This is a genomic window from Aquimarina ulvae (assembly GCF_053613295.3).
Window position 1 is genome coordinate 291333 of record NZ_JBSIBP030000001.1, and the last position, 26372, is coordinate 317704.

The 26372-nt window shown below is 33.7% G+C and carries 22 protein-coding genes; 16 read left to right on the forward strand and 6 right to left on the reverse strand.

The window, feature by feature from the left end; translation table 11 throughout:
• The first annotated feature begins 78 nt into the window (after positions 1 to 78).
• Entirely contained in the window at positions 79 to 393 is a 315-nt protein-coding gene (locus ACWGOQ_RS01305; protein ID WP_452056744.1) for a hypothetical protein, read from the forward strand.
• A 12-nt stretch (positions 394 to 405) separates the two neighbouring features.
• Here ACWGOQ_RS01305 and ACWGOQ_RS01310 read toward each other — a convergent pair whose 3' ends face one another.
• Both ACWGOQ_RS01310 and ACWGOQ_RS01315 read right to left on the reverse strand, forming a co-directional pair.
• Positions 406 to 606, reverse strand: a complete 201-nt coding sequence (locus ACWGOQ_RS01310; RefSeq protein WP_452056745.1) for a hypothetical protein — start codon at positions 604 to 606, stop codon at positions 406 to 408.
• Positions 607 to 1179 (reverse strand): MarC family protein, encoded by a 573-nt coding sequence (locus ACWGOQ_RS01315; protein WP_452056746.1) that lies wholly within the window; start codon positions 1177 to 1179, stop codon positions 607 to 609.
• A gap of 274 nt (positions 1180 to 1453) precedes the next feature.
• Between ACWGOQ_RS01315 and ACWGOQ_RS01320 the strand changes: the two genes are divergently transcribed.
• From ACWGOQ_RS01320 to ACWGOQ_RS01330, 3 genes are all read left to right on the forward strand, one after another.
• On the forward strand, positions 1454 to 2023 hold the full coding sequence (locus ACWGOQ_RS01320) for a DUF3109 family protein (RefSeq protein ID WP_452056747.1): 570 nt from the start codon (positions 1454 to 1456) through the stop codon (positions 2021 to 2023).
• Positions 2024 to 2100: 77 nt separating this feature from the next.
• Positions 2101 to 2754, forward strand: a complete 654-nt coding sequence (locus ACWGOQ_RS01325) for a hypothetical protein (protein ID WP_452056748.1) — start codon at positions 2101 to 2103, stop codon at positions 2752 to 2754.
• Between the two features lie 165 nt (positions 2755 to 2919).
• Positions 2920 to 5643 carry a CHAT domain-containing protein gene (locus tag ACWGOQ_RS01330; RefSeq protein WP_458202243.1) on the forward strand — a complete coding sequence of 908 codons (2724 nt, stop codon included), beginning with the start codon at positions 2920 to 2922 and terminating at the stop codon, positions 5641 to 5643.
• Between the two features lie 9 nt (positions 5644 to 5652).
• On the opposite strand, the gene ACWGOQ_RS01335 is transcribed toward ACWGOQ_RS01330, so the two are convergent.
• Both ACWGOQ_RS01335 and ACWGOQ_RS01340 read right to left on the reverse strand, forming a co-directional pair.
• Entirely contained in the window at positions 5653 to 6387 is a 735-nt protein-coding gene (locus ACWGOQ_RS01335) for a tetratricopeptide repeat protein (RefSeq protein WP_452056750.1), read from the reverse strand.
• On the reverse strand, positions 6388 to 6930 hold the full coding sequence (locus tag ACWGOQ_RS01340; RefSeq protein WP_452056751.1) for an RNA polymerase sigma factor: 543 nt from the start codon (positions 6928 to 6930) through the stop codon (positions 6388 to 6390).
• 225 nt (positions 6931 to 7155) lie between these two features.
• Between ACWGOQ_RS01340 and ACWGOQ_RS01345 the strand changes: the two genes are divergently transcribed.
• The 7 genes from ACWGOQ_RS01345 (at position 7156) to ACWGOQ_RS01375 (ending at position 19382) form a co-directional block, all read left to right on the forward strand.
• Positions 7156 to 8511 carry an OmpA family protein gene (locus ACWGOQ_RS01345; protein WP_452056752.1) on the forward strand — a complete coding sequence of 452 codons (1356 nt, stop codon included), beginning with the start codon at positions 7156 to 7158 and terminating at the stop codon, positions 8509 to 8511.
• An 89-nt stretch (positions 8512 to 8600) separates the two neighbouring features.
• The gene (locus tag ACWGOQ_RS01350; protein ID WP_452056753.1) at positions 8601 to 9335 is read left to right on the forward strand and encodes a hypothetical protein; all 735 of its coding nucleotides are present in this window, start codon (positions 8601 to 8603) and stop codon (positions 9333 to 9335) included.
• A gap of 438 nt (positions 9336 to 9773) precedes the next feature.
• Positions 9774 to 10751 carry a ribonucleotide-diphosphate reductase subunit beta gene (locus tag ACWGOQ_RS01355; RefSeq protein ID WP_452056754.1) on the forward strand — a complete coding sequence of 326 codons (978 nt, stop codon included), beginning with the start codon at positions 9774 to 9776 and terminating at the stop codon, positions 10749 to 10751.
• A 307-nt stretch (positions 10752 to 11058) separates the two neighbouring features.
• The gene (locus ACWGOQ_RS01360; protein WP_452056755.1) at positions 11059 to 13530 is read left to right on the forward strand and encodes a ribonucleoside-diphosphate reductase subunit alpha; all 2472 of its coding nucleotides are present in this window, start codon (positions 11059 to 11061) and stop codon (positions 13528 to 13530) included.
• Between the two features lie 391 nt (positions 13531 to 13921).
• Positions 13922 to 14875: a hypothetical protein gene (locus tag ACWGOQ_RS01365; RefSeq protein ID WP_452056756.1), complete on the forward strand. Its 954-nt coding sequence runs from the start codon at positions 13922 to 13924 to the stop codon at positions 14873 to 14875.
• Positions 14876 to 14955: 80 nt separating this feature from the next.
• Positions 14956 to 16299 (forward strand): dGTP triphosphohydrolase, encoded by a 1344-nt coding sequence (dgt, locus tag ACWGOQ_RS01370; protein WP_452057200.1) that lies wholly within the window; start codon positions 14956 to 14958, stop codon positions 16297 to 16299.
• Between the two features lie 458 nt (positions 16300 to 16757).
• On the forward strand, positions 16758 to 19382 hold the full coding sequence (locus tag ACWGOQ_RS01375; protein ID WP_452056757.1) for a T9SS-dependent M36 family metallopeptidase: 2625 nt from the start codon (positions 16758 to 16760) through the stop codon (positions 19380 to 19382).
• Positions 19383 to 19447: 65 nt separating this feature from the next.
• On the opposite strand, the gene ACWGOQ_RS01380 is transcribed toward ACWGOQ_RS01375, so the two are convergent.
• Positions 19448 to 21220: a 1-deoxy-D-xylulose-5-phosphate synthase gene (locus ACWGOQ_RS01380; RefSeq protein WP_452056758.1), complete on the reverse strand. Its 1773-nt coding sequence runs from the start codon at positions 21218 to 21220 to the stop codon at positions 19448 to 19450.
• Between the two features lie 183 nt (positions 21221 to 21403).
• Here ACWGOQ_RS01380 and ACWGOQ_RS01385 point away from each other — a divergent pair, with 183 nt between their 5' ends.
• The 5 genes from ACWGOQ_RS01385 to ACWGOQ_RS01405 all read left to right on the forward strand — a co-directional run bounded on the left by ACWGOQ_RS01385 (position 21404) and on the right by ACWGOQ_RS01405 (position 26120).
• A complete protein-coding gene (locus tag ACWGOQ_RS01385) occupies positions 21404 to 21853 on the forward strand; it encodes a nucleoside deaminase (RefSeq protein WP_452056759.1) in 450 nt (149 codons plus the stop codon).
• 17 nt (positions 21854 to 21870) lie between these two features.
• Entirely contained in the window at positions 21871 to 23790 is a 1920-nt protein-coding gene (locus ACWGOQ_RS01390; protein WP_452056760.1) for a DUF294 nucleotidyltransferase-like domain-containing protein, read from the forward strand.
• Complete coding sequence (locus tag ACWGOQ_RS01395) at positions 23791 to 24459, forward strand: 3'-5' exonuclease (protein WP_452056761.1); 669 nt, start codon at positions 23791 to 23793, stop codon at positions 24457 to 24459. It begins immediately after the preceding gene.
• 72 nt (positions 24460 to 24531) lie between these two features.
• Positions 24532 to 25305 carry a BamP family beta-assembly machinery protein gene (locus tag ACWGOQ_RS01400; RefSeq protein WP_452056762.1) on the forward strand — a complete coding sequence of 258 codons (774 nt, stop codon included), beginning with the start codon at positions 24532 to 24534 and terminating at the stop codon, positions 25303 to 25305.
• 35 nt (positions 25306 to 25340) lie between these two features.
• A complete protein-coding gene (locus tag ACWGOQ_RS01405; RefSeq protein ID WP_452056763.1) occupies positions 25341 to 26120 on the forward strand; it encodes a peptidase associated/transthyretin-like domain-containing protein in 780 nt (259 codons plus the stop codon).
• Between the two features lie 45 nt (positions 26121 to 26165).
• Here the strand turns inward: ACWGOQ_RS01405 and ACWGOQ_RS01410 are convergent, their stop codons facing one another.
• Positions 26166 to 26363: a cold-shock protein gene (locus ACWGOQ_RS01410; protein WP_452056764.1), complete on the reverse strand. Its 198-nt coding sequence runs from the start codon at positions 26361 to 26363 to the stop codon at positions 26166 to 26168.
• Positions 26364 to 26372: the final 9 nt, after the last annotated feature.

Genomic DNA, 26372 nt, shown 5'->3' on the forward strand with positions numbered 1-26372 from the left:
TAGCTGCTTCGTGATGGCGGTTACGGGTGGATTATTTTATAGAAGTAATATAGAAGAGTATAAATCTAAACCCAAAGTATGTCAGAGTTAACAGAATATCTAATCGCAGTTGCAATTTGTTCCCCGCTTTTTTTCTTTATAGTGGCGGTAGCATTTAGATTGTTAGATAATAGTGCCTCTTTGTTTTTAGACAACGAGATTTTGGTAAACTCATCTTATGTTTCTGGAGATTTGATAAAGGAGCATATAGATGGTACCGAAGATGTGAAGCTAAAAAAGTCATTAAAAAAGGCACTGATTTTTAGAAAGCTTCATAATCTTTTTATGATTCTTGCTGTAATATCTTTACCACCAGTAATAATAGCCTGCTTTTTAATACCTTTTATAGCATAGGTTATTAAAAAATTATCTCCCTCCTCTTTTTTTCTGAATAGTTCTGGAAATCAATAAGATTAATAACAAAATAATTCCACATCCAGATGCAAGGATGCTGATAAGGGCAGTTTTACTATCACCTTGTAATATGTTTTGGAAATCCAAAACTGTAGCATTGTATACAATTAAAGAGCAAGCTACTGCAATAAGCAAATAGATAAAATATTTCATTTAGAATAGATCTTTTATATTGGTTGCAAATAATTTTACGGCAATAGCCAATAAAATTACGCCAAATATCTTGCGAATCACATTAATTCCTTGCTTACCAAGTACTTTTTCGATTTTTCCAGAGGACTTTAAAACAAGGTAAACAAAAATAATATTTATAACAATTGCAATTACGATATTAATCGGTTGGTATTCAGCTCTTAGAGATAGGATAGAAGTCATTGTACCTGCACCTGCAATCAGAGGAAAAGCTAAGGGAACAACGGCAGCTGTTTCCGGTTCATCGTCTCTATATAACTGAATTCCTAAAATCATCTCCAGCGCTAAAAAGAATATGATAAAGGCACCCGCAACAGCAAATGAATTTACATCAATACCAATTAGATTAAGAATTTCTTTACCAACAAACAAAAAAAGGATCATTAAGATAGCTGCGACGATAGAGGCTTTTTCGCTTTGAATATGCCCTACTTTCTTCCGAAGGTCAATAATAATAGGGATACTGCCTACAATATCAATGACTGCAAAAAGAATCATACTGGCTGTTAATATTTCTCTGAGGTCTACGTTCATTTTGGTAGATTTTTTAAGGTTGGCGCAAAAATACATAGACTTTTTTTCATGAAAGTAGCATAAAAAGAGAAATAATCAGTAAAATATTTATCATTTGCATGCTGAGTCGATAATAATAAAAAATCAGATGCGCTATATCCTAGAGACAAGAAAAATTTAGCATTGTCGTAGCTGTGGTTTATCTTTATTCTAAAATAAAAGAGAAAAGAATATTTTTATGGAATAAATTTAGCGAGCAAATGGTATTATTATTCATAAAAACTATCTTCGCAGTATGTTTCAATTAGGAAAAACGATAGTCTCAGAAGACATCATAGAAAAAGATTTTGTGTGCAATCTTTCTGCTTGCAAAGGAGCCTGTTGTATTGATGGAGAAGCAGGTGCCCCTTTGGAAGTATCAGAGACCCAAAAACTAGAGGAAATCTATCCTATTATAAAACCATATCTAAGAAAAGAAGGGGTTCAAGCGATAGAAGAACAAGGGACTTATATTACAACACCTCATAATGAGTTGGAGACTCCTCTTATTGAAGGAGCCGATTGTGCCTATGTTATATTTGATAAAAAAGGCACTGCGTTGTGTGCGATAGAAGAAGCTTTCAATCAAGGAGAAGTAGATTGGAAAAAACCGATATCATGTCATCTTTATCCGGTGAGAGTACAAGATTACACAGAGTTTTCGGCCGTAAATTATCACAAATGGGAAATATGTGATGATGCCTGTTCATTAGGGAAAGAGTTGCAAGTTCCAGTGTATAAATTCGTAAAACAAGCATTGATTCGTAAATTTGGGGAAGATTGGTATATGGAACTGGAAAAGGTAGCAAAAGACATCAAAAAATAAATTTTATATTTTTATAGTAATAATGTTTACCCCAGTGGGGAAAGAAATACTAATAAAAAAACCAAAACAATAATTTTATGAAAACAATTCAAGTATGTATCTGGCTATGTGTACTCGCTGCTGTTCCTTACGGTTGCAGTGATGATGATGGGGTAGATGATATTATTATTCCTGATGCTGAAGAAACAGGAACATTTTTAGAGCAAGATCTTCATCTTTTGTATTTAAGCAGACAAGATGACCTCATAGTAGAAGAAATCACTTCAGTTGAACAAGAACTAGCAAACGACCCAGACAACCAAGATTTGCAAGCGCAACTGGAAGAACTGGAAGCAAATAGAGATACAAACACAGAACAGATTAACTTTTTGAATGGACAAATTGAAGACGCTTTAAGTAATACAGCAATAAGGCCCAGAGTTCCAAGACTTCCCCCTGTTCCACCACCACCACTTCCATGTAGTTGTGAAGATCGTATAAATTTTACAGAATTGCTTAGTGTGTTAATCGCTGGTAATGGAGAGGGCTTTAATGTAACAATTTTCTCTGAAAATCAGGAAGTACTAGCAGAATTTGGAGATCTATCTGATTTTGAAGATACTGGTTTACAAGTAATCTCAATTAATAATACTATTAACTTTCAGGGGAATGTAAGTATACAAATCAGTAAGTATTTTGAGCCTATAGGTGATGTTGTAACTTATTCTTTAGAAGGTAATATTAATCCATAGTAACCTTTAAAAATAATAATTAAATTAGCTCTCAATTATTTGAGGGCTTTTTTTATGAGGTTAATTTTGACAATATGTTTTTTTTCTGTTGTTTGTTTAGGTAATTCCCAGACCGATCAACAATTAGCGAATTATGATTATTTTTTAAGTAAAGGAGGTTCATTTTTGTATTCTCAAAAGGATAGTGCATATTATTATTTAAATAAAAGCTATCAAATAGCGGAAGAACTCGATTATATAGATGGAAAATTAAATGTCTTACCATATTTGACAAGGGCAAATGCATATCATTTTGATCTGGGGGCATTAAAAAATAATCTGGATAAATTTGAGAAACTCGTCGGAAATAGCTCTAGGTTAGATACAATAACATACGGTATAATATATAAGAGGCGGTTTTTGTTAGAAAAAGGACAATATTTCTACAAACTAAAAAATTATAATCAATCCATTAAATGGATTATTCTTTTAATAAAGGATTTAGAAAATATACCAAAAGAGGAAATAACAATAGGAGAGCTTAATGAACTCAACTCAGCTTATTCTTTCTTGGCATCAATTTATGAAAACACTGAGAAACTTGAACTTTCTAAAGAGTATCATAAAAAAACTTTGTCACTGGCAGAAACATTTCCTGATTTTGATTTGAGTCGCCAAGTTTCTAATACGAAAATGCGATTTGCAAAAGTTTATGAAAAACAAAAAGACTATATACAAGCCAGTAGATTACTTAAAGAAGCATTGGTATTTTATTTAGAACAAAAAGATAATCCAAGATTTAAGAATAATATACTCTCTACCTATCAACGCATATCCAAGAATTATGTATTACAGGATAGCATTACTGAAGCGATTAGCGTGCTTCAGGAAAGCGAGACGTACTATGCAGAAAACGATGCTTTCATACGGTCTGCAGATTTGTTATACGGTGACATCTATACAGCCGATACGCAATTTGACAAAGCCGAAACATTTTACCAATCGTATCTTTCCAAAACTAAGATATATAGACTAAATCAAAAGCATCAGGATATTGCGGAGGTTTTTTCTAGATTAGGAAAATTATATGTGGCTCAGAATGATCCAGAGAAAGCCCTAGGTTTTTATCAGGAATCTTTGATACAACTGGCACCGGATTTTAACAATAAGGAAATTGAAAACAACCCAAATCCTAAAAAGGTGTTATCTAAGTTGGAGTTAGTCAAAATATTAAAGGAAAAGCTAGAAGCACTACAGCTATTATATCAAAAAAGCAAGCGATTAGAGGATCTTAAGACAGCTTTTACTACATCATATAATATTGTAGAAACCCTAGATTTATTAAAACCAGAATTTGAAAGTAAGATAGACAAGCAATTTCTGATATCAGAAATGTATCCCGCGTTTCATAGTATGGTGACAGTCGCTTATAATCTTTATGCTAGAACCAAAGATTCAAAATACATTAGCGATGCCTTTTATTTCATGGAGAAAAGTAAAAGTGTTTTATTGTTAGAAGCAACCAGAAGCGCACAAGCGAATTCTTATGGGGGTGTGCCAGAACAGGTTATTGATAAAGAGCAACAGTTTAGGGCAAATATTATTCATTTAGAGAAAAAATTTTTTAATCAAAAGTCCGATATGGTAGTTTTTGATTCCTTATTCCAACTTAAGAACAAGTATTATAATTTTATCTCAGATATCGAACGTGAATATCCAAAATATTATGATCTAAAGTATAATGCCGAAGTAGTAAGCCTAGAGAACACCACTTCTCATATTACCAAAAACAAGGCATTGATAAGTTATTTCTCTACTAATGAAGACTTGTTTGTAATTACTGCAGAAAATGATCAGAAAAATTTTTATAAAATTCCTTTTACTAAGGGTGATCGAGATAGGGTTACAGAATTCTATTCACTATTATCAACAGTGAATATTGAAAGCATCGCTGAGATTTATAAAGAGGGACATGCAATATATGAACAGCTCTTAAAAAAACCATTACAGAAGATTGAATCGAGAGAATTGATTATTATCCCAGAGGGCATATTAAATTATTTACCATTCGAAGCGTTATCTACATCAATAAAATCACCAGATTATTTAATTAAAGAATACCAAATTTCTTATACCAATTCTGCTACACTCCTTAGAGAACAACAAAGTAAAGTAAAAGCAGAGAAGAACCTATTGCTAGCGTATGCCCCAAGTTTTGGTACAGCCAGTACAGATAATCAAAAAGATAGGGCTGATTTTGGACCGTTGTTGTACAATACAACCGAGGTAAATCAGATTACAAAATATTTTGACGGAGAAGCCATAACGGGGAGTGAAGCCTCTTTAGTGTCTTTTTCTCAAAACGCACAAAACTTTAATATGCTTCATTTTGCTACACACGCAGCAACTAATGATGAGCATCCTGATTATTCTTATCTCGCATTTGCACCCAATAAAGAAGGAGATGCCAATCTGTTGTATGTCAAAGATCTTTATGGATTTAAAGTTGACGCCGATATGGTAGCACTAAGTGCATGTCAAACAGGATTGGGAAAGCTTCAAAAAGGAGAGGGTATGTTAAGCCTAGCAAGAGGGTTTAGCTATGCAGGAGCTAAGTCTTTGGTCACAACATTATGGAAAATTAATGATCAGACTACCTCAGAGTTAATGCAGGAATTTTATAAAAACCTAGAAGCCTCATTACCAAAAGATAAAGCACTGCGCGAAGCTAAATTAACCTATCTAAATACTGCCGAGGATGAATTACTGACACACCCCTATTATTGGTCAGGATTTATGATTTCTGGAGACACCATGCCACTTCATAAAGACACTTCTTATCTATGGTGGTTACTTTTACTAGGTATTCCAATACTTTATTTAATGATTCGAAAAAGTAAAAAAAAATAGGCAGTTCAATTATTTTAGTTGTTGGAGAAGTTTTTTGGCATCCCCTGTTTTGAAGCTTCCGTTTTGTACTATTTCGTCTAATAAAGTAATGGCTTCTTCTTTTCGGTTATCCTTAAGATATGCAAGAGACAAATACCATTTTCCTCTTTCGGATAATTGACCCTGGAGAGCAATATGTGCTTCTAATAATGGAATCGCTTCTTTTATGTTGCTAATTGCTAATAGAGCGTTTGCCCGATATAGTAAAAAATAAGGCCTTTCTGTAGTTTCATATAATGTTCCGAACTGATCTGCTGCTAATTTATAATTTTTGTTTTCATAAGAAGTAAAAGCAAGTACTTCGTCGTTATCGTCAGTAGAACCACGAACAATCGGTGTTACTACATTTTTATAAGGTTCAAAATTATCAGCATATAAGGTATCGGCGCTCACACCAAAAGGGTCAAAAAACATCGTTCCACCTATAGCAACTAAGAGTAATATGGAAGCCGCAACCAATAATTTCTTATAATTAAATAATGGAATGACTTTGGTTTCTTTGACTGCAATTTTTGCCTCAAAATTGGTCATGGTTTTTCTTAGTTCATTTCGGCTTTCTGTACCAGTAACGACCTTTAAGTTCTTAAGAAGTTCAACATCCTCTCTAAATGTGATATCATTCTCTAATAACGTATCAAACTGATCCTTTTCAGAAGAAGTCAGTTCTGACCGTAAGTATTTGTCTATTAGTTCTTCTCGTTCCATTTAAGCGGGGGTTTTAATTAATTCTTTTAGGGATTTTAAACAACGAGATTTCTGGCTTTTTACTACATTTTTACTTTCGTAACCCAAGCTTTTAGCAATCTCATCAATGGTTAGTCCGCGATAATAGAATAAGGTTAACATTTCCTGACAACGTTTCCCCAAATTTTTAAAGTGCTCCCTTAATAATTCCTGTTCTGGAGTTAGTTGTGGCTCTTCAAAAATCTCTTCGGTATCTGATGTTTCCTTGTACGCTACACTGCTTTCATAAGAAATGGTTTTTTTTTGTTTTTTAAGCTGATCGTAGACCATATATTTTCCAATACTAAATAAATAGGTCTTAACAGAACTTTTTATGTCGTCTAGTTTGCCGTTGATAGCATGTTCTCGTAAGGCGATAAACGCTTCTTGATATATATCAATAAGAGTATCGTGATCCAGGTCATATTTTTTAGCAAATTGTAGAAAAGCATTACGATACTCGTTGTAAATTTTCTCTAAACCTTGATTTTGACCTTTTTTTAACGTTAATAGTTCTTCCTTCATACTTTGTAACCTGACAATGGGGTAATAGGTTGATCTTATTTTCCGAAGATAAAGTTAACCTTTTTTATAAAAAGCGCACTAAAGTTTAAAATCAAACAGATTAATTATAAAATGAACAGTAATAAATTTTAAAAATTCCTTTGAAAAAGGGATGATCAAAATTTTTAATGTGAGAGCGTATTGGTTATATGTGTTCTCAATTTTCTAATTAAAAGATATAAACGTATGAAAACTCTAAAGAAAATCGTCGTATTGCTCACATTTCTTTTTTTGATATTAGTGCCTCAGAATGTAGCAGCTCAATTTTGGAAAAAAGTAGCAAAAACTGCTGAAAAAGCGGCAGAGAAAACCATTCTAAAAAAAACAGAAGAAAAAGTATCTAAAAAAACAGAAAAAACTATTGATGACACTGTTGATGGGAAACCAAAAAAACAGAAGAAAAGCAAGAAAAAAAGCAAGAAGGATAAAGGAGTAGTGATTTCTTCTGATACTACAGGAGAAAGTACGACCATAGAAACCGAGGAAGCAGAACCTTCTTTCGCTGCATATTCTAAGTTTGATTTTGTTCCTGGCGAAAGCATTATTGCATTCGAGGATTTTACTCAGGATGAAATAGGTGATTTACCCGCACGTTGGAACTCCTCTAATTCTGCTGAAGTGGTGACATTAAATAGTACAGAAGGGCGTTATATTCAGATAGGAACAGGAAAAGGATCTTATGTGCCAGAATTTATTAAAGAATTTCCGGAAAATTTTACATTAGAATATGATGTAGTGTTTGATTTTGATGTATCTAAGTATGCCTATCAACGTGATCTTATGGTCATTTTTTCTGATGTAGAAAATCCTGGATATCAATTGCAAGAAGACACTCCCGGGAAAAATGGATTTATTTTTACAATTCGAGGAGGTATCAGTGGCGGTGGTAAAGTTGATGTTTATAAATACTGCGAGGATCGCAATCTGAATTTACGTTCTAATAAGCAAATCGGTCAATTGCATAAGGATAATAATGGTAGAGGTAAAAAAATGCACGTTTCCATTTGGAAACAGAAACAAAGGATAAGAGTGTATATTGATGAGCAAAAAGTATTTGACATTCCGAGAGCTTTAGAAAAAAATACAACAATCAAAAACCTGAAATTTTATTCTCAAACAACAACAGAAAACACATTTTACTACCTGGGTAATATAAGATATGCAGTAGGCAAGCCGGATATGCGTAACAAACTAATTACAGAAGGGAAATTGGTGACCTATGGAATCACATTCGATACCGGAAAGACAACGGTAAAATCAGAATCTTATGGCACTATTAAAAAAATTGCAAATGTGCTTTCAGAAAATTCCAAAGTAAAGGTTTTGATAACTGGTCATACTGATGCCGATGGAGATGCCGTTTTCAATCAAAAGTTATCAGAAAGAAGAGCTATTTCTGTTAAAAGTTTACTGGTGAATGAATTTGATATTAATGCGTCAAGAGTAGAAACTAGTGGTAAAGGAGAAAGCGATCCGATTGCCAACGAAAACACGCCAGAAGCCAAAGCAAAAAACCGAAGAGTAGAATTTAAAAAACTTTAAGTTTTTTCAAAAAAAATTTTCTAAATGTTTACCTTAATAGCTCGGTGAACACTAAGAAGTAAATTATCTAACAATTAAAAGAAAAAATGATGAAAACAAAATTTAAAAATATAAGTGTAATTATAATGATGGCAGTAACAATAATGTTTCAATCTTGTAGTAATGATGATGAAGTGATTATTGAGAACGAGGATCAATTAGAGGATATTCAGAACCGTGTTAGAGAGCAACAAGAATCTATTCAAAACATAGATACTCCGGAGGCTATGGATGCATATATAGGTGATGATGTATACGCTTCATCCGCCAGTATATATTTAGTTTCCTTGAAGTCTAATGCACTAGCCATTTCTGAGGCATTTCTGCAAATACCAGATACGCCAGCACAACAAAGTTCTCTTGCTAAAAATTCTGCTACTACTGATGTATGGGTATGGAGTTTTGGAGGTCTAACATTATACTATACTGTTACATCAGATGCTAATTTTGATTATTTCGCATATGATATAGAAGAAGCGGGTGTTCGTAGAACATTATACGAAGGTAAAATAAGTAAAGATGGAAATTATTTTGATGTAACGGTTTATGAGGATGATGGAATAACAGTATTGTCCATAATAACCTATAGAAAAATGGATAATATCATTGAATTGGATATAGTAACGGGAGATAATAGTTTAGAACTCACCTATAATGAAACTGATCGTTCTGGGACTATAGAGGTATATAGCGCAGGTGTTTTGTCAGAAAGCTATGTTTGGTTGTCTAATGGAACAGGTACATATACAAATCATGCTACAGGAGAAACTTTTTCTTGGCCATAAAAGAAAATAAAAAGATAAAAGATTGTTTTAGAAAAATCATAGGTATAATTCACCTATGATTTTTCTTTTTTTTTAATTATAAGCAATAAAAAATTGAATTTTATTTATAATTAGTAAGGTGCGGTTTTGCCGTAAAAATGATCATTTTTAGGTTTCGTTTTTTTTGTGTAAAAAATCTTGTTAGTAAGTGTAAAATAAGAGATTTGTTGGGGTTACTAACAGTCTTGTTTATATCTTTTAATTCTATTTAAAACACTGATAATCAAATGGTTAATTCGATTGTGTTAATTATTGAATTTTAAAGGTGATTTCCCTTCATGTTGAAAACTTTGTTGAAAACGTTTGCTAACTTTTTGTGAAACTTCCTAAGCATTTTTTGATCTTTGTTAGTCCGTAACGGAAACAAAAAAATCGTAAAACTAGCTAAAAGAAAAAAAGATGAATGCAGTAGAGCCAATCTTACAAGAAAACAAAGACAGATTCGTAATTTTTCCTATTAAACATCATGATATTTGGGATTGGTATAAAAAATCAGAAGCTAGTTTCTGGACAGCCGAAGAAATTGACTTACATCAGGATATTACAGATTGGGCAACCAAATTAACAAATGATGAACGTTATTTTATTAAACATATTTTGGCATTTTTTGCAGCTTCTGATGGAATTGTAAATGAAAATCTTGCAGAGAACTTCGTGAATGAAGTTCAGTATAGTGAAGCAAAATTCTTTTATGGTTTTCAGATTATGATGGAGAATATTCATTCTGAAACGTATTCTTTATTAATCGATACTTATGTAAAAGACGAAAAAGAGAAGGATATTTTATTCAAAGCAATCGATAACTTTCCTGCCATCAAGAAAAAAGCAGATTGGGCATTAAAATGGATCGAATCTGATTCTTTTGCAGAACGCCTAATCGCTTTCGCAGCAGTAGAAGGTATTTTCTTTTCGGGAGCATTTTGTTCTATTTTCTGGTTAAAGAAACGAGGCTTAATGCCCGGGCTTACTTTTTCTAATGAATTAATTTCCAGAGATGAAGGTGTGCATTGTGATTTTGCCGTGCATTTACACAATAATCACTTAGTAAATAAAGTGCCAAAAGAGAGAATTCGTGAAATCATAGTGGATGCTTTAAATATAGAGAGAGAATTTGTTACAGAATCGCTTCCTGTAAGTTTGATAGGGATGAATTCTAAATTAATGACACAGTATTTAGAGTTCGTTACAGATAGATTGTTGATGGAACTAGATTGCGAAAAAGAATATGGAACTGCAAACCCATTTGATTTTATGGATATGATCTCTTTACAAGGAAAGACAAACTTTTTCGAAAAACGAGTTTCAGAGTATCAAAAAGCAGGAGTTCTTAATAAAGACACCGAGGAAAATAAAATAAGTTTTGATGCCGATTTTTAATCTCTGAGAATCACTTCAAAATAAGCATATTATTCATTCTGAGCTGATCAAAAACGGGTTTGCTGTTTGATTAGTGGTTAGCTCAGTTTGATAAAGTTTTCTAAAAGCTTTATCAAAAAACAAGAAAGGCGACAGTTATATAATTATATTTTACTTGTAGAAATACTCTGGTTATAGCGATACAGGGATTTTTTTTGGTATCTGATTTCGGGGGAAATCCATTATATAGCTTTAAAAAACAAAAAAGGATTAACAAAATTAATATCACATTCTTCTAACTGAAGAATTTTATAAAAACCAAAAGCGTATGTATGTAGTAAAAAGAGATGGTCATAAGGAGCCAATTATGTTTGACAAAATTACCGCAAGGGTAAGGAAGTTATGTTATGGATTAAATACGCTGGTTGATCCGGTAAAGGTTGCCATGAGAGTGATAGAAGGATTGTATGATGGTGTAACAACAAGTGAACTGGATAATCTTGCTGCAGAAATTGCTGCTACCATGACAATTGCGCATCCTGATTACGCTAAATTGGCAGCTCGTATTTCAGTTTCTAACCTACACAAAAATACAAAGAAGACATTTTCTGAAGTGGTTACAGACTTATATGAGTATGTAAACCCCAGAACAGAGAAAAAAGCGCCACTAATCTCTGATGAGGTGTACGATGTGATCATGGCTAATAGAGAGAAGTTAGACTCTACAATTATATACAATCGCGACTTTGGCTACGACTATTTTGGTTTTAAAACATTAGAGCGTTCCTACTTGCTAAAGATAAACGGTAAGATAGCAGAACGTCCTCAGCATATGCTTATGAGAGTTTCTATTGGTATTCATCTTAACGATTTGGATGCAGCGATAGAAACCTATGAGTTGATGTCTAAGAAGTATTTTACACACGCTACACCAACCTTATTTAATTCAGGAACACCAAAACCACAGATGTCATCTTGTTTTCTATTATCGATGAAAGATGATAGTATTGATGGAATATATGATACATTAAAACAAACTGCTAAAATTTCTCAATCAGCAGGAGGGATAGGTTTATCTATTCATAATGTGAGAGCTACAGGTTCTTATATTGCAGGGACAAATGGAACATCTAATGGAATTGTACCGATGTTACAGGTGTTTAATGATACTGCACGTTATGTGGATCAAGGAGGAGGAAAACGTAAAGGTTCTTTTGCAATCTATGTAGAACCTTGGCATGCAGATATATTTGATTTCTTAGATCTTAAGAAAAATCATGGTAAAGAAGAAATGCGTGCGCGTGATTTATTCTATGCAATGTGGATTCCCGATTTATTTATGAAACGTGTCCAGGAAGATGCAGAGTGGACCTTAATGTGCCCTAACGAATGTCCTGGATTATTTGATATTCATAGTGATGAGTTTGAAGAAGCCTATCTTCGTTTTGAAGCTGCCGGAAAAGGACGCAGAACAATAAAAGCCAGAGAGCTTTGGGAGAAGATTTTAGAATCTCAAATCGAGACAGGAACACCATATATGTTGTATAAAGATGCAGCAAATCGCAAATCTAATCAGCAGAATCTAGGTACGATTCGTTCCTCTAACCTGTGTACAGAAATCATGGAGTACACAAGTCCAGATGAGATAGCAGTATGTAATTTGGCATCTATTGCCTTACCCATGTTTGTGAAAAACGGAGCGTTTGATCATAAAGAACTGTTTAAAATTACAAAACGAGTAACCAAAAATCTGAATAGAGTCATAGATCGTAATTACTATCCTGTAAAAGAAGCAGAAAACTCTAATATGCGTCATCGTCCCGTTGGATTAGGAGTGCAGGGATTAGCAGATGCTTTTATCATGTTGCGATTACCATTTACTAGTGATGAGGCTAAGAAATTGAACCAAGAGATTTTCGAAACTTTATACTTTGCTGCTGTTACAGCATCTATGGAAGAAGCTACAGCTGATGGTCCATATCAGACTTATGAAGGGTCTCCAATTTCTAAAGGAGAATTCCAACATAACTTATGGGGAATTAAAGATGAAGAATTAAGTGGAAGATGGAATTGGGCTGATCTTCGTAAAAAAGTTTTGAAAAACGGTGTGCGTAATTCATTGTTAGTAGCACCGATGCCAACAGCATCAACATCCCAGATTTTAGGAAATAATGAAGCGTTTGAGCCGTATACAAGTAATATATATACAAGACGTGTATTATCTGGAGAGTTTATTGTAGTAAACAAACACCTGTTAGAAGATCTTGTAAAATTAAATCTATGGAGTGATGATCTGAAAGATACGTTTATGCGTGCCAATGGATCTATCCAGAATATAGATATCATTCCGCAAGATCTTAAGGAACTTTATAAAACGGTTTGGGAATTGAGTATGAAGGACATTATCGATATGTCTCGTCATAGAGGATACTTCATAGATCAGTCTCAGTCACTAAATCTATTTATGGAAGGCGCTACGATGGCAAAACTTACGTCTATGCATTTCTATGCATGGAAGAGCGGATTAAAAACAGGGATGTACTACTTACGAACCAAATCTGCAGTGGATGCTATTAAGTTTACGCTGAAAACTGAAAAGAAAGAACAACCACAAGCAGAAAAAGTAGCTGTTGCAGCAGCTCAGGTAATGGAAGCAAAATCTGCTCCTAAAACTGAAGCAAAACCAGAAGCAGTACAAGTTTCTGCAGAAGGTACAGCGCTGACTCCAGAAGAGCTTCGTGCAATTATTGCACAATCAAAAGAAGCCGAAGGAGATGATTGTTTAATGTGTGGGTCTTAAAAGACCATTTATATAGGGCAAAAGAGGGAGTTTCCTTCAAAAGGATCTTCCTCTTTTTTGATTAAAAAAGATTAATTAAAAAGGATTATATAAGAATAAAGAAAAGATTAATGAAGAGATGTAAAACCAGGAAATAAAAAAGGGACACGCGCGAACATATCCCTAACTTGTTTTTCTTAATTAAAATTTAAGGTGTGGTGACCAGATAATAAATTAAGAAATTGGAGAGTTGAGATTATCTCTTCTCCTTATTATTTTAATACTTCAAAAGTATATAATAAGAATCTTCTTTCCAAGTTAAAAGTTTTTTTAAAATACAGGAAAAGTGTTCGTAACTCCGGTAAAACGTTGTTGATAACTTTTTCATTTTCATAATTTAAAAAATATAACTATGGTTATACTTAATATATACAGGCTAAGTATTGAAAATAGCAAAAAGGAGAATGAAGTTTTAGATCACTTTAATGGTGAGACAGATTTCTTAGAAGTAATTAATAATTTCTGTAATTATAGATTAACAGAAATTTATAGGTACTATGATAGTAAAGGTAGATCAAGAACATTTACTTTATCCAGATTACCATTAATTGATAGAGATAAAAGATTTATAGCTGTTAATTTTGAACCAGGTTACACAGGTGATGAATTTAAGGTTAAGGATGGTATTACGAATTCTCTAAAATATAGTGCTTCTAGAATGGATTTACAGAGTAGAGAACTATTCTCAATGTTCTATATTCCAAAAGGTTCTAAATATGGGTATTTATGTATTCAAAAAAAGGAAAATTTTGCTGTTAAAACAATAGTAGAAAGTACACTAAATATGTTTTTGAAGAAAGCAGGATATATAGACTATAATTTGAGTATTGAAAATGCTCCTGATTATAAATATCTTAGAAAGATGATTATTGATGGCGAATTAAAAGAGATGAACTTGATTAAGGAAAATCCATTAATTTTTAATGGGCAACCATATTCTATAGTTCTTGATAAAGCCAGAGTAAATAGAAATGAACAAGTTTGTAAATTCAATAAGGAATCTAATACCACTTTATTAAAGAATGAGTTGTTTAAGCTGTTTATGATTAAGTATTCTGAATTTCAGAAAATAAACTTTTTCGGCAGTGTAGAATTCGATGAGATTTCGTTTGTATTAAGTTTAGATAGGATTACTAAAACTTTTTATGTAAAAGGCAAGTCTAAAATAAGATCAAATATGGATATTACAAACTTAATTGATGTTTTGGATGGTGAGGTTGTTTTGAATAGTTTAATTAAGGCATGTTTTATCTGTATAGGAAATATTGAAGATTCGTCTTTTGATGATATAGATGATGTTGCTTAAATATAATTTATAGTGATTAATAAGGAAAGCTTAATTATGAGCTTTCCTTTTTTGTATATTCGATTTTTCTTAAAAATATGATGAACTGGGAACAGCTTTTGTCCTTAAAAAGACAAGGAGATACGCACAAAAGATTACGTAATGAACAAGATGAAACTAGATTAGGTTTTGAAGTAGATTATGATAGAATCATATTTTCTTCAGCATTTAGAAGTTTACAAGATAAAACGCAGGTCATCCCATTATCCAAAACCAGTTTTGTGCACACCCGATTAACACACAGTTTAGAGGTTTCTGTGGTGGGTCGTTCTTTGGGTAGAGTAGTAGGAAAAAAGATTGTAGAAAAGCATCCGCATCTTACTACCATTCTTGGATATCAGTTTAATGATTTTGGAGCTATCGTGGCCGCAGCTTCTTTATCTCATGATATTGGGAATCCACCATTTGGACATTCCGGGGAAAAAGCAATAGGAGAATATTTTGCTACAGGAAAAGGGAAGAAGTATAAAGATGTTTTGACTCCAAAACAGTATCAAGACCTTATAGATTTTGAAGGAAATGCAAATGGATTTAAAATCTTAACAGAATCCAGAGAAGGTATAGAAGGCGGATTGAGATTGTCTTATGCTACGCTTGGTGCTTTTATGAAATACCCTAAAGAATCTTTACCTAAAAGACCAACTGCTCATATTGCACATAAAAAATTCGGATATTTTCAGAACGAAAGTGCTTTTTTTAAAGAAGTAGCAGAAGAAGTGGGATTACTATCACACAAAATAGGAAGCGAAACTACCTATAGTCGTCATCCATTGACATTTTTGGTAGAGGCAGCAGATGATATTTGTTATACAATTATAGATTTTGAAGATGGGATTAATTTAGGATTGATACAAGAAGAATATGCGCTAGAATACCTAATTAAGTTAGTTAAGGATACCATCAATACATCAAAATATAACAGTCTTGCTACTACAGCAGATCGACTTAGTTACCTTCGAGCGCTGGCAATAAATACGTTAATACAGGAAGCAGCAAGTACTTTTGTCCAATATGAAGAGGAGATACTATCTGGGAAGCTTGACATTGCACTAATTGATAAAAGTAAGTACCAGGCACAGATAGATGATATTATCAAAATTAGTGTAGACAAAATATATCAAAGTTCAGAGGTTGTAGAGAAAGAGATTGCAGGATACGAGATTCTTGCCACTTTATTGGATCGATATTGTACTGCGATGGATAATTTTAATAACAATAAGTCTTCGAATTATGATAAATTAATTCTAAAAGCGGAAGGAAGTAATTTCGACTATACCAATGAAGACCTATATACAAGATTAATAGGTATCAGTAATTATGTTGCGAGTCTGACCGATGGGAATGCTTTGTTAAAATTTCAGAAAATACGTGGGTTACAGGTATAAAAAAGTTCTCTAGGCAATGCTGTTATTCTATTTTTCGGAAACGTCGTAATCGTACATACTTAAATCTTATTCATAAAAATGCTTGTCGATTCCTGTTGATGGGTAAGTTGGAGCATAGCTTGAAAGTATCAATAAATTTATAGTTTTTTGCACGAATAGAAACTTAAGGAGATTTAAATCATCATCTAAAATATAGAATACAGTATTGATGAATAAAACTCAAAAATACGAATATGACTTTCCTAAAATAAGTTAATGTAACAATCTGCTGCTAATTGTTAATTATTTAACAAAATATATAAGCACTAATAATTAACTTGTTATTTTAAGATTTGCAAGAGAAAACTTATTGACTATTTTTGTGGAAAAGCTTAAAAGGAGGATTTATAGTTTCAATTACGATTGAATTATTTATAAATACTCTTTTACCTATCTCACAAACTCAATTAAATCAAATTATGAAACAAATTTATTGTAAGCTCTTGATATTTATATTCGGGCTTCATCTGGGATTTTCTCAGACGACTAAAATTGATACTATCAAGGATTATCTGATAGATTCAGGAATGGATGTTGAAGATATAAATAGTCTAAAGATTCAATCAGAATCTTTCTCTAAAAGTATGAATGCAACTACAGTTTATGTAATACAGGAATACAGAGGTATACCTATTAGAAATTCAGTAGGTAGTTTTGCGATGAAGAATGGAAAAGTAGTTTCTTTTCAGGGAACGTATATAAATGATATTTCTAATAAAATAAATGTAATATCTCCGGTTTTATCTCCTGAGGACGCTGTTATCAGTGCTGCAAATGGATTAAACCTAGACAGTCCTCAGGATGTAAGGGTTATTAGAAGAAGATCTCCAGAAGATGCCTCATATATGGTATCCAAAAGTAATATTTCTACTGATGAAATACCTGTAACACTGGTTTACGAACTAAAAGAAAATCAATTACTATTATGTTGGGATTTAAGTATTCATACCAAAGATGGTAAGAATTGGTTTAGCGTACGAATTGGTGCAAAGGATGGGGATTTACTAAGTCAAGACGATTGGATTGTTCGGTGTTCATTTGATTCACACACACACAATAAAAAGAAAATAAATACAGGAGTTTCTTTATTAGAATCAAAATTGCAGGAGTCTACATTGTTGATGGATCCAGTGTATAATGCATTTCCTATTCCATCTGTAGAGAGTCCTAATCACGGTAGCAGACAATTAATATCAGGTCAGGAAGATATCAATGCTTCTCCTTTTGGGTGGCACGATACCGATGGTGTAGCGGGTCCTGAGTTTACTACTACTCAGGGGAATAATGTTTTGGCATCAGAGGATTTTAATGGTAATAATCAACCAGGATTTCAACCAGATGGTGGTGCTAATCTCGTTTTTGATTTCCCATACGATCCATCAGGAACTGTAGATTCTTATCAGAGTGCTTCCATCGCAAATTTATTCTACGCTAATAATGTCATCCATGATGTTTGGTATCAATATGGTTTTGACGAAGTGTCAGGAAATTTTCAATTTAACAATTATGACAAAGGAGGAAACGGAAGTGATGAAGTAGTGGCCGATGCTATTGATGGGTCAGGTACAAACAATGCTAATTTTGGAACTCCTCCAGATGGATTTAATCCTAGAATGCAAATGTTTTTATGGAACCCGGTATCCGACCCTAGTGTAGAAGTATTTAAAATAAATAATAATGCGAACTTAGATGGTTCCTATACAATAGTTGATAATAATTTTGATCCTGGTCAAGTGGATGCACCGGCTTTTCCTGATGGAATTACAGCGGATTTGGTATTGGCTATTGACGACAATCCTACTCCCGATCAGAATGATGCTTGTAGTACGCTAACGAACCCAGCCGATTTAAATGGAAAAATTGCCGTTGTACGAAGAGGGGAATGTAATTTTACAGCAAAAGTAGGAGTATGCCAGCAAGCTGGAGCTTTAGCAGTGTTAGTTGTAAATAATGTTCCCGGAGATATAAATATGGGGGGTGAAGGACCATTGGTTCAAATACCAGCTGTAAGTATCAACCAGGCTGATGGAGAAGCAATAATTGCTGAGATGGCGACTAGTACTGTAAATGTTACGCTTTCTGATGCTGGATTAAATATTTTTGCAGAAGATGGCTCTTTTGATAATGGTATCGTAATTCATGAGTATGGACATGGGATTTCTAACCGTCTTACAGGAGGGCCTGCTAATGCTAATTGTCTGGGTAATGTCGAGCAAATGGGAGAAGGCTGGTCAGATTGGTTTGCGTTAATGATGACAATAGAACCAGGAGATGTTGCGACTGATGCAAGAGGAATAGGTACTTTTGCAACTGGTCAACCTACTACTGGTGGTGGTATTAGACCTTTTCCATATAGTACAGATATGAACATAAATCCAGTGACGTATGCGGATGTTGAGAATGATGCAAGTTTTTCAAGACCTCATGGGATAGGATCGATCTGGGCCTCTATAATTTGGGACCTTACCTGGGCTTTGATAGAAAGAGATGGCTTTGATCCGGACTTGTATAACGGAACAGGAGGTAATAACTTAGCAATGCAATTAGTAATTGATGGCTTAAAACTTCAGTCCTGTAACCCAGGATTTGTAAGTGGTAGAGATGGGATTCTTGCGGCAGCAGAATTACTTCCCAATAGTGATACTAATAAGTGTGTTATATGGGATGTTTTTGCTAGAAGAGGAGTAGGATATAGTGCTGAAGAAGGATCTTCCAACAATCGTTTCGATCAAACCCCGGCTTTCGATCTGCCTCCAGCTAACGAATTAGATTGTGCCACACTGAGTGTAGACGATTTTAATGCTGGTATTTTTAGGGTAGAACCAAACCCTTCTAATGGTGTTTTTAATATTAGAGTTTCAGAAATTGTTGGAGATAGTAGTATTTCTATCTTTGATATGAACGGAAGAGTAGTGTATAAAGATAAAGCTATGCTTACGAATATACATAGAGTAGAAACGAATCTTAAATCCGGAATATATTTATTACGAATTGAAGCTCAAAATGGTACTGCTATTTCTACCTCAAAGATCGTAGTAGAGTAGCTATAATCAATAATCTATTATGTATAAAATAAAAGAGGTCGTCCTTATAAAGGATGACTTCTTTTTTATGAAATACATCTAAGAATTGTATCGGTAATTTTTTCTGCAGAAATACCACAAATTTCGTGTAATTCTTCTGTAGTTCCTTGATGAACAAATTGATCGGGGACACCGAGAAGTTCGAATGTTGGAGAAAGATTGTTGGTATTGGCAAATTCGAGTATTGCAGTTCCAAATCCTCCATTAATTGCTCCTTCTTCTACGGTTATAATGGTTTTATACTTTAGTAAAATGTTTTTTAATAAGTCGGCATCCAAAGGTTTTATGAAACAAAGATGATAATGACTTATCTTTTCTTTTATTGTTTTTAAGGCATTAATGACATTATTAGCGATCGTTCCAGTAGATATAATCGCAATTTCCGATACCTCCTCTGCAAGGCACTTTCCTTTTCCAATCTGGATTTCTGTTAAGGTCGTTTTCCAGTCCACAATAGTACCTCTGCCTCTTGGATATCTAATTGCAATAGGATGTGCTAATCCTAAAGAAGCCGTGTACAGAAGGTTTCTTAATTCAATTTCATTCAGTGGCGCCGCTACGATCATATTTGGAATACAATTTAGATAGGCAATATCAAAAACACCGTGATGTGTTGCTCCATCCGCGCCAACTAATCCTGCACGATCTATACAAAAGATAACCGGTAGATTTTGCAACGCAACATCGTGTATCACTTGATCATAAGCACGTTGTAAAAACGTAGAGTAAACCGTACAAAAGGGTATCAATCCTTGTGTTGCCATCCCTGCGGCTAATGTAACAGCGTGTTGTTCTGCTATCCCTACATCAAAAGCTCGATGTGGCATTTCTTCCATCATATATTTTAAGGAACTACCGGTTGGCATAGCAGGAGTAATACCAATAATTTTTTCATTGTCTCTGGCCAATTCTAAAATAGTTTGTCCGAATACATCCTGAAATTTAGGAGGTTCTCGGGTACTTTGTTTTGGAAATAAATCTCCTGTAATTGCATTAAATTTCCCCGGTGCATGATACGTTACTTGGTTTTCTTCTGCTTGTTTTAATCCCTTACCTTTTGTGGTGATGATGTGTAAAAGTTTGGGGCCTTTTATGGTTTTTAATTTTTGTAAAGTTTTTAATAATACGGGTAGGTCGTGTCCATCAATAGGACCAAAATATGCAAAATTCAATGCTTCGATTATATTATCGGTTTTAGGCTTATACCCAACTTTGGCTTTGGTTAAATATTCTTTTAGTGCTCCAACACTTGGGTCTATTCCTATCGAATTATCATTTAAAATGATCAACATGTTAGCATCAGTAACTCCAGCATGATTCAGTCCCTCAAAGGCCATCCCACTTGCGATAGAAGCATCCCCGATCACAGCAATATGTTGTTTGTTGGTGTTGCCTTTCAACTTCGATGCAATTGCCATTCCCAAGGTAGCAGAAATTGAAGTAGAAGAATGTCCAACACCAAAAGTGTCGTATTCACTTTCACTTCGTTTAGGAAATCCGCTAATACCGCCTAATTGCCGATTGGTATGGAATAGGTCTTTTCTTCCAGTAAGAATTTTATGAGGATATGCCTGATGCCCTACATCCCAAACTAATAGATCATTGGGAGTGTCAAAAATATAGTGCAACGCTATTGTAAGTTCTACTACACCTAGACTTGCTCCCAGATGGCCTTCTTTAGTCGCAACAATATTGATGATAAAATCACGTAGTTCTTTGGCCAAATTAGATAATTGACCTGCAGAAAGTCTACGAAGATCTTCAGGATATTGGATATGTGAAAGTAGTGTGTCTTTCATGTTGTAAAAGTACTATTTTGAAATGAAGTGTAACAATTAAGTTTACACAACTAAAACTGATATTAGTTAAGGTAGATGAAGCCGTTTTCTTAACTAAATTCATTCAGTAGTTCTGTTTATACGAACATAAGATGAATGTAAAAAGTAATATATTTAGTAGCTTTACTTAAAATTCAATACTGTATGTTTGATCCATATGACGATACACATTTTATGAGAAAAGCGCTTCAGGAAGCTGAAGCGGCGTACGATAAAGGAGAAATACCTATTGGAGCCGTTGTAGTAGTTGGTGATCGGGTTATTGCAAGAGCTCACAATCTAACAGAACTTTTAAACGACGTTACTGCTCACGCTGAAATGCAAGCGATTACGGCAGCTGCTAATTTTTTAGGAGGTAAATACCTTAAAGAATGCACACTATATGTTACTATAGAACCTTGTCAGATGTGTGCAGGAGCTTTGTTCTGGAGTCAAATAGGTAATATCGTATATGGTGCCAGAGATGAGCAACGTGGTTGTATCAATATGGGAACAACACTACATCCCAAAACGAAAATGACTGGAGGAATTTTAGAAGAGGAATGTAGCAGTTTGCTCAAACGTTTTTTCGTTGAAAAGCGTAATCTAAACTGATCCTAGTTCGTAAAACTATGAAAAATACTATTGCAGAAAGGATTCGGGATTTTTTAAAAGAGTTTCCGCCTTTTAGTATGCTCAAAAAGGAAGAGCTACTAATAATTTCTAGTCAAATACGGGTAATGTATCTTGAAAAAGGAGAGCACGTTTTTAAACAAGATCAGCAATGTCACGATGAATTTTATATAGTAAGAGAAGGCGCAATCGGATTGTATCGAACCATTAATAATGATCAGAATTTAGTAGACATATGCGATTCGGGAGATTTGTTTGGTCTTCGAATTATGATTATTAAAAAAAATTACCGAATGTCTGCTAAGGCCGACGAAGAATCTATTGTATATGCAATTTCATCTTCAATTTTTAAACCATTTATTGATGAAAATAAAGAAGTAAACAAATTCTTACTGGAAACGTTTGCAGCTCACGCTAGGAACTATTATACAGAAACAGAAAAAGGGAACAGAATAGATAACACGATTTCTTTAGATACAGCAAATGATCTTTCGACATTGCGAACTATTTCTTATAGAAAAAAACCCCTTGTGTGCTCACCAAAAGCAATCGTTAAAGATATCGCCTTACAAATGAACGCACGTAAAGTAAATTCTGTGATAGTTTCTGATGAAAATAAGCACCCTTTGGGTATCATAACAGATAGTGATCTGAGGGCAAAAATTGCTACGGGTTTGTTCCCGGCAACATCCATAGTTACCGAGATAATGACAACTCCTGTAAAAACCTATTCTAAAAAATTGACAGTTGCAGAAGCGCAGATCGCTTTGATCAAAAATAACATCAGTCATTTATGTATTACAAAAGATGGTACCCGCAATACGAAGTTAGTGGGTGTTTTTTCGAATCATGATTTGTTGTTGTCTTTCGGAAATAATCCATCGGTGCTAATTAAAGAGATTAAAAGAGTAAGGAAAACCCAACGACTTCGGTATATCAGAAAACAAGTAGAGAAACTGCTTCAAACGTATTTAGAACAGGACATACCAACCAAGCATATTTTAAACCTCATTTCAGAAATTAATGATGCTCTGGTAGTACGAGCGATAGAGATATCTCTAGAAGAAATGTCTTCGCCACCGCCAGTGAAGTTTAGTTTTTTGGTATTGGGAAGCCAGGGAAGAAGAGAGCAACTTTTGATAACAGATCAGGACAATGCCATCGTATTTGAAGATGTGAATAGTGAAAAATATCAATCTATTCAAACGTACTTTTTGGATCTTGCAAGAAACATTACTAAAAGCTTACATACCATAGGTTTTGAATATTGTCCGGCAGAAATGATGGCGAGTAACCCAAGATGGTGTATGTCAATTTCAGAATGGAAAACTCAGTTTACAACCTGGATGACGACTCCTTCTGAAGAAAGTACACTACTGTCATCGATATTCTTTGATTTTCAATTGGTTTATGGAGATGCAAACATGATTAGTCAGTTGTCTGATATAGTTTTTGATGGTGTAAATAAAAGTAATAGGTTTTTAGGATTGATGGGAGTTAGTGCATTACAAAAACCATCACCGTTGGGGTTTTTTAAGCAGTTTTTGGTCGAACAAAATGGGGAACATAAAGATACTTTTGATATTAAAACAAGAGCTATGATGGTATTGATTGATAGTGCAAGAATTTTGGCCTTATATCATAATCTGAAAGGAATTAATAATACGTTACTCCGTTATGAGCAACTGGCAGTATTAGAACCTAATAATAAAGAGCTTTTTGATAGTTGTGCCAAGGCCTTTAGAGTACTGCTTAAGTTTAGAGCCCGTCAGGGATTAATTCATAAAGATTCCGGTAGGTTTATAAAGCTGGATATACTTAGTAAAAAAGATAAATTACGACTTAAAAGGTGTTTTAGACCCATACGAGATATACAAGAAGTACTACGAGTGCGTTTTCAGCTTAAAACATTGATGTAGATGAATTTCTGGGTACGTAAAAATAGCAAGTACAAAGAACAACCCGATTTCTGGAAAGAATATTTGAACCTTTTCGATAAAAGAAATTTAAAATTGCTTATTGATAAGACTCGGTTTGTGGTTTTTGATACAGAAACAACCGGGTTTGATTATAAAGGAGATAGAATGTTATCAATTGGGGCTATTGCTATTAACCATTCAGTGATAGACGTTGCAGATCAGTTAGAATTATATCTGGAGCAAGATGTTTTTAAATCTGCAACTGTAGAGATTCATGGTATCCGAAAAAATAATAATTTCGGGACTGTTACGGAGTCTAAGGCTATTGAGATGTTTATAAGGTATATAGGAAATTCAATTTTGATAGCACATCATGCTGATTTTGATAAGAGTATGATAAACAAGGCGCTGCAACGAAATGGACTTGGGAAATTACAAAATAGATTTCTGGATACAGGAATACTTTTTAGTAAAACCAAGCATCAGGTTTATCATCATCACCAAAAGCACCCGCACTATAGTTTGGATGCACTATGTGATGATCTTAAGATTTCTAAAAGTGATCGACATACAGCTTCTGGTGATGCATTTATAACAGCAATAGCTTTTTTAAAAGTTTTGTCAAAATTAAAGATTAATAAAACCGATAAAGTAGCTGTTCTTTTTTAAAATTGTATTATAATAAAACTTGATTTGCAACGCTATCGTTGAGTTTTCGTCTTTTTTGTATAATCAACTTGAATGCAAAAGGCATTATATTTTTTTATTTCTCTCATCAGTTTTATTGGGTTTTCTCAGAAAGGCGATGTGCTTCGTGGCAAAATCATCAATGACTCGCTTACATCCAAATCGATAAACATCATCAATATCACAAAAGGTATCGGTGCAATTAATGATCGTGCTGGTTTTTTTCAAATTATGGCAGCTACAGGAGATACGATTGTTTTTTCTTCAGTTCAACATGATCAAAAATCACATGTGGTTACTAAAAAGGATCTAAAACAAGCTAATCTATCTATAAGGTTGGCAATTAAAGTAAATGAGTTGGAAGAGGTTACTATTTCACAATATGATTTAAGTGGGGAGATAAAAGAAGATGTAAAAAATATAAAAACATATGAAGATAATCTACCTATGTTTAATGCTAAATTCTTAGACTCTACACCTTTTGTGCATGAAAAAGGTGCGGCGACGATTAGAAATACTACTATTGATCATCGAAAAAATGCAACAGCTTTTAATTTTATAGCGGCAGGCAGAATGATAGCCACTCTTTTTGAGAAAAAAGGTAATCAAAAATCAAAACAGGTTCGAATTCCGGAAATTTCAGATTTTTATAATGGTAATTTTTTGGTCAAAGAACTTAAAATACCCGAAACTCAATTATATAATTTCCTCGATTATCTGAACCAAAAAGTAGAAACAAGAAAGGTACTAAAATCCGGAAATGAACTAACGATACTCGAATACCTAATTTCACAAAGTAAGGTCTTTAATAATAGTTTGAAAAAGTAGCATTTTATAAAATAATAGATCATTGAAGTAGTCAAATGCAAAAAATTACATATATCTTCTTTTTATTGATTATTTCTCTAAGTTTTGGGCAGAAAGATTCTTGGCTTCAAGGAAGAATTCTTGTCGATACACTAGAGTTAGAAGCGGTGAACATAGTCAATCTTACCAAAGAGATAGGTGCTATCAATAATCCTTTAGGATATTTTAAAATAAAGGCAGATCCAGGTGATGAAATCGTATTTTCTTCTGTCCAATTTCGATTAATAAAGCACGTAGTTAGTGGTAAAGATTTGCAATCAGCTAATTTTACGATTTTTTTGGAACCTGTAATTAATGAATTGGACGAGGTACGGCTTTCTCAATATTCTTTATCCGGAGACATACAAAAGGATGCTCAGGAAATTCCAACTTATGAGGATCGATTGCCACTATGGAATGCAGCCGAGATTAAAAAAATGAAGATTATCTGGCAGGATGATTCACAATCACCAGTAGAAAATTTGGCTTTAGGAGGAGGCAATAGTCAGGCAAGCGTATCCATAGATTTGGGATTGTTAGTCAATTTAATTTCGGGAGTATTCAAACAGAAGACTAAAGGAATAGAACCAAAGCTGGAGATAACAGATTTTTATAAAGAGGGTTTTTTTATAAGGGAATTGAAAATTCCGGAAACAGAATTCTATAATTTTTTAGATTTCTTAAGTGAACAAACCGATTTAGAATTTATTCTAAAATCTAAAGACAAGCTGAAAATATTGAAATATTTAATGGATCAGAGTGCTGTGTTCAAACAAAAATATAAAATCAGAGAATAAAAAAGGCGCTATTTGTAGCGCCTGTGAAACTTAGAGATTTTTATCTTAATAGTGAATTACGCGCACTTGAGCTGCAATAACTCCTTTTCTTCCTTCTTCTTCTTGATACTCTACTTTGTCACCTTCATTAAGTGCTTCACCATTTAATCCTGAAGCGTGTACAAAGATGTCTTTTCCTGTTTCGTCGTTGGTAATGAACCCGTAGCCTTTGGATTCATTGAAAAATTTTACTGTTCCTTCCATTGTAATAAG

What these genes read in the sequence shown, in the direction of transcription:
- ACWGOQ_RS01305 (WP_452056744.1), top strand. Translation starts at nt 79, where the DNA reads ATGTCAGAGTTAACAGAATATCTAATCGCAGTTGCAATTTGTTCCCCG.
- ACWGOQ_RS01310 (WP_452056745.1), bottom strand. Translation starts at nt 606, where the DNA reads ATGAAATATTTTATCTATTTGCTTATTGCAGTAGCTTGCTCTTTAATT.
- ACWGOQ_RS01315 (WP_452056746.1), bottom strand. Translation starts at nt 1,179, where the DNA reads ATGAACGTAGACCTCAGAGAAATATTAACAGCCAGTATGATTCTTTTT.
- ACWGOQ_RS01320 (WP_452056747.1), top strand. Translation starts at nt 1,454, where the DNA reads ATGTTTCAATTAGGAAAAACGATAGTCTCAGAAGACATCATAGAAAAA.
- ACWGOQ_RS01325 (WP_452056748.1), top strand. Translation starts at nt 2,101, where the DNA reads ATGAAAACAATTCAAGTATGTATCTGGCTATGTGTACTCGCTGCTGTT.
- ACWGOQ_RS01335 (WP_452056750.1), bottom strand. Translation starts at nt 6,387, where the DNA reads ATGGAACGAGAAGAACTAATAGACAAATACTTACGGTCAGAACTGACT.
- ACWGOQ_RS01340 (WP_452056751.1), bottom strand. Translation starts at nt 6,930, where the DNA reads ATGAAGGAAGAACTATTAACGTTAAAAAAAGGTCAAAATCAAGGTTTA.
- ACWGOQ_RS01345 (WP_452056752.1), top strand. Translation starts at nt 7,156, where the DNA reads ATGAAAACTCTAAAGAAAATCGTCGTATTGCTCACATTTCTTTTTTTG.
- ACWGOQ_RS01350 (WP_452056753.1), top strand. Translation starts at nt 8,601, where the DNA reads ATGAAAACAAAATTTAAAAATATAAGTGTAATTATAATGATGGCAGTA.
- ACWGOQ_RS01355 (WP_452056754.1), top strand. Translation starts at nt 9,774, where the DNA reads ATGAATGCAGTAGAGCCAATCTTACAAGAAAACAAAGACAGATTCGTA.
- ACWGOQ_RS01360 (WP_452056755.1), top strand. Translation starts at nt 11,059, where the DNA reads ATGTATGTAGTAAAAAGAGATGGTCATAAGGAGCCAATTATGTTTGAC.
- ACWGOQ_RS01365 (WP_452056756.1), top strand. Translation starts at nt 13,922, where the DNA reads ATGGTTATACTTAATATATACAGGCTAAGTATTGAAAATAGCAAAAAG.
- dgt (WP_452057200.1), top strand. Translation starts at nt 14,956, where the DNA reads ATGAACTGGGAACAGCTTTTGTCCTTAAAAAGACAAGGAGATACGCAC.
- ACWGOQ_RS01375 (WP_452056757.1), top strand. Translation starts at nt 16,758, where the DNA reads ATGAAACAAATTTATTGTAAGCTCTTGATATTTATATTCGGGCTTCAT.
- ACWGOQ_RS01380 (WP_452056758.1), bottom strand. Translation starts at nt 21,220, where the DNA reads ATGAAAGACACACTACTTTCACATATCCAATATCCTGAAGATCTTCGT.
- ACWGOQ_RS01385 (WP_452056759.1), top strand. Translation starts at nt 21,404, where the DNA reads ATGTTTGATCCATATGACGATACACATTTTATGAGAAAAGCGCTTCAG.
- ACWGOQ_RS01390 (WP_452056760.1), top strand. Translation starts at nt 21,871, where the DNA reads ATGAAAAATACTATTGCAGAAAGGATTCGGGATTTTTTAAAAGAGTTT.
- ACWGOQ_RS01395 (WP_452056761.1), top strand. Translation starts at nt 23,791, where the DNA reads ATGAATTTCTGGGTACGTAAAAATAGCAAGTACAAAGAACAACCCGAT.
- ACWGOQ_RS01400 (WP_452056762.1), top strand. Translation starts at nt 24,532, where the DNA reads ATGCAAAAGGCATTATATTTTTTTATTTCTCTCATCAGTTTTATTGGG.
- ACWGOQ_RS01405 (WP_452056763.1), top strand. Translation starts at nt 25,341, where the DNA reads ATGCAAAAAATTACATATATCTTCTTTTTATTGATTATTTCTCTAAGT.
- ACWGOQ_RS01410 (WP_452056764.1), bottom strand. Translation starts at nt 26,363, where the DNA reads ATGGAAGGAACAGTAAAATTTTTCAATGAATCCAAAGGCTACGGGTTC.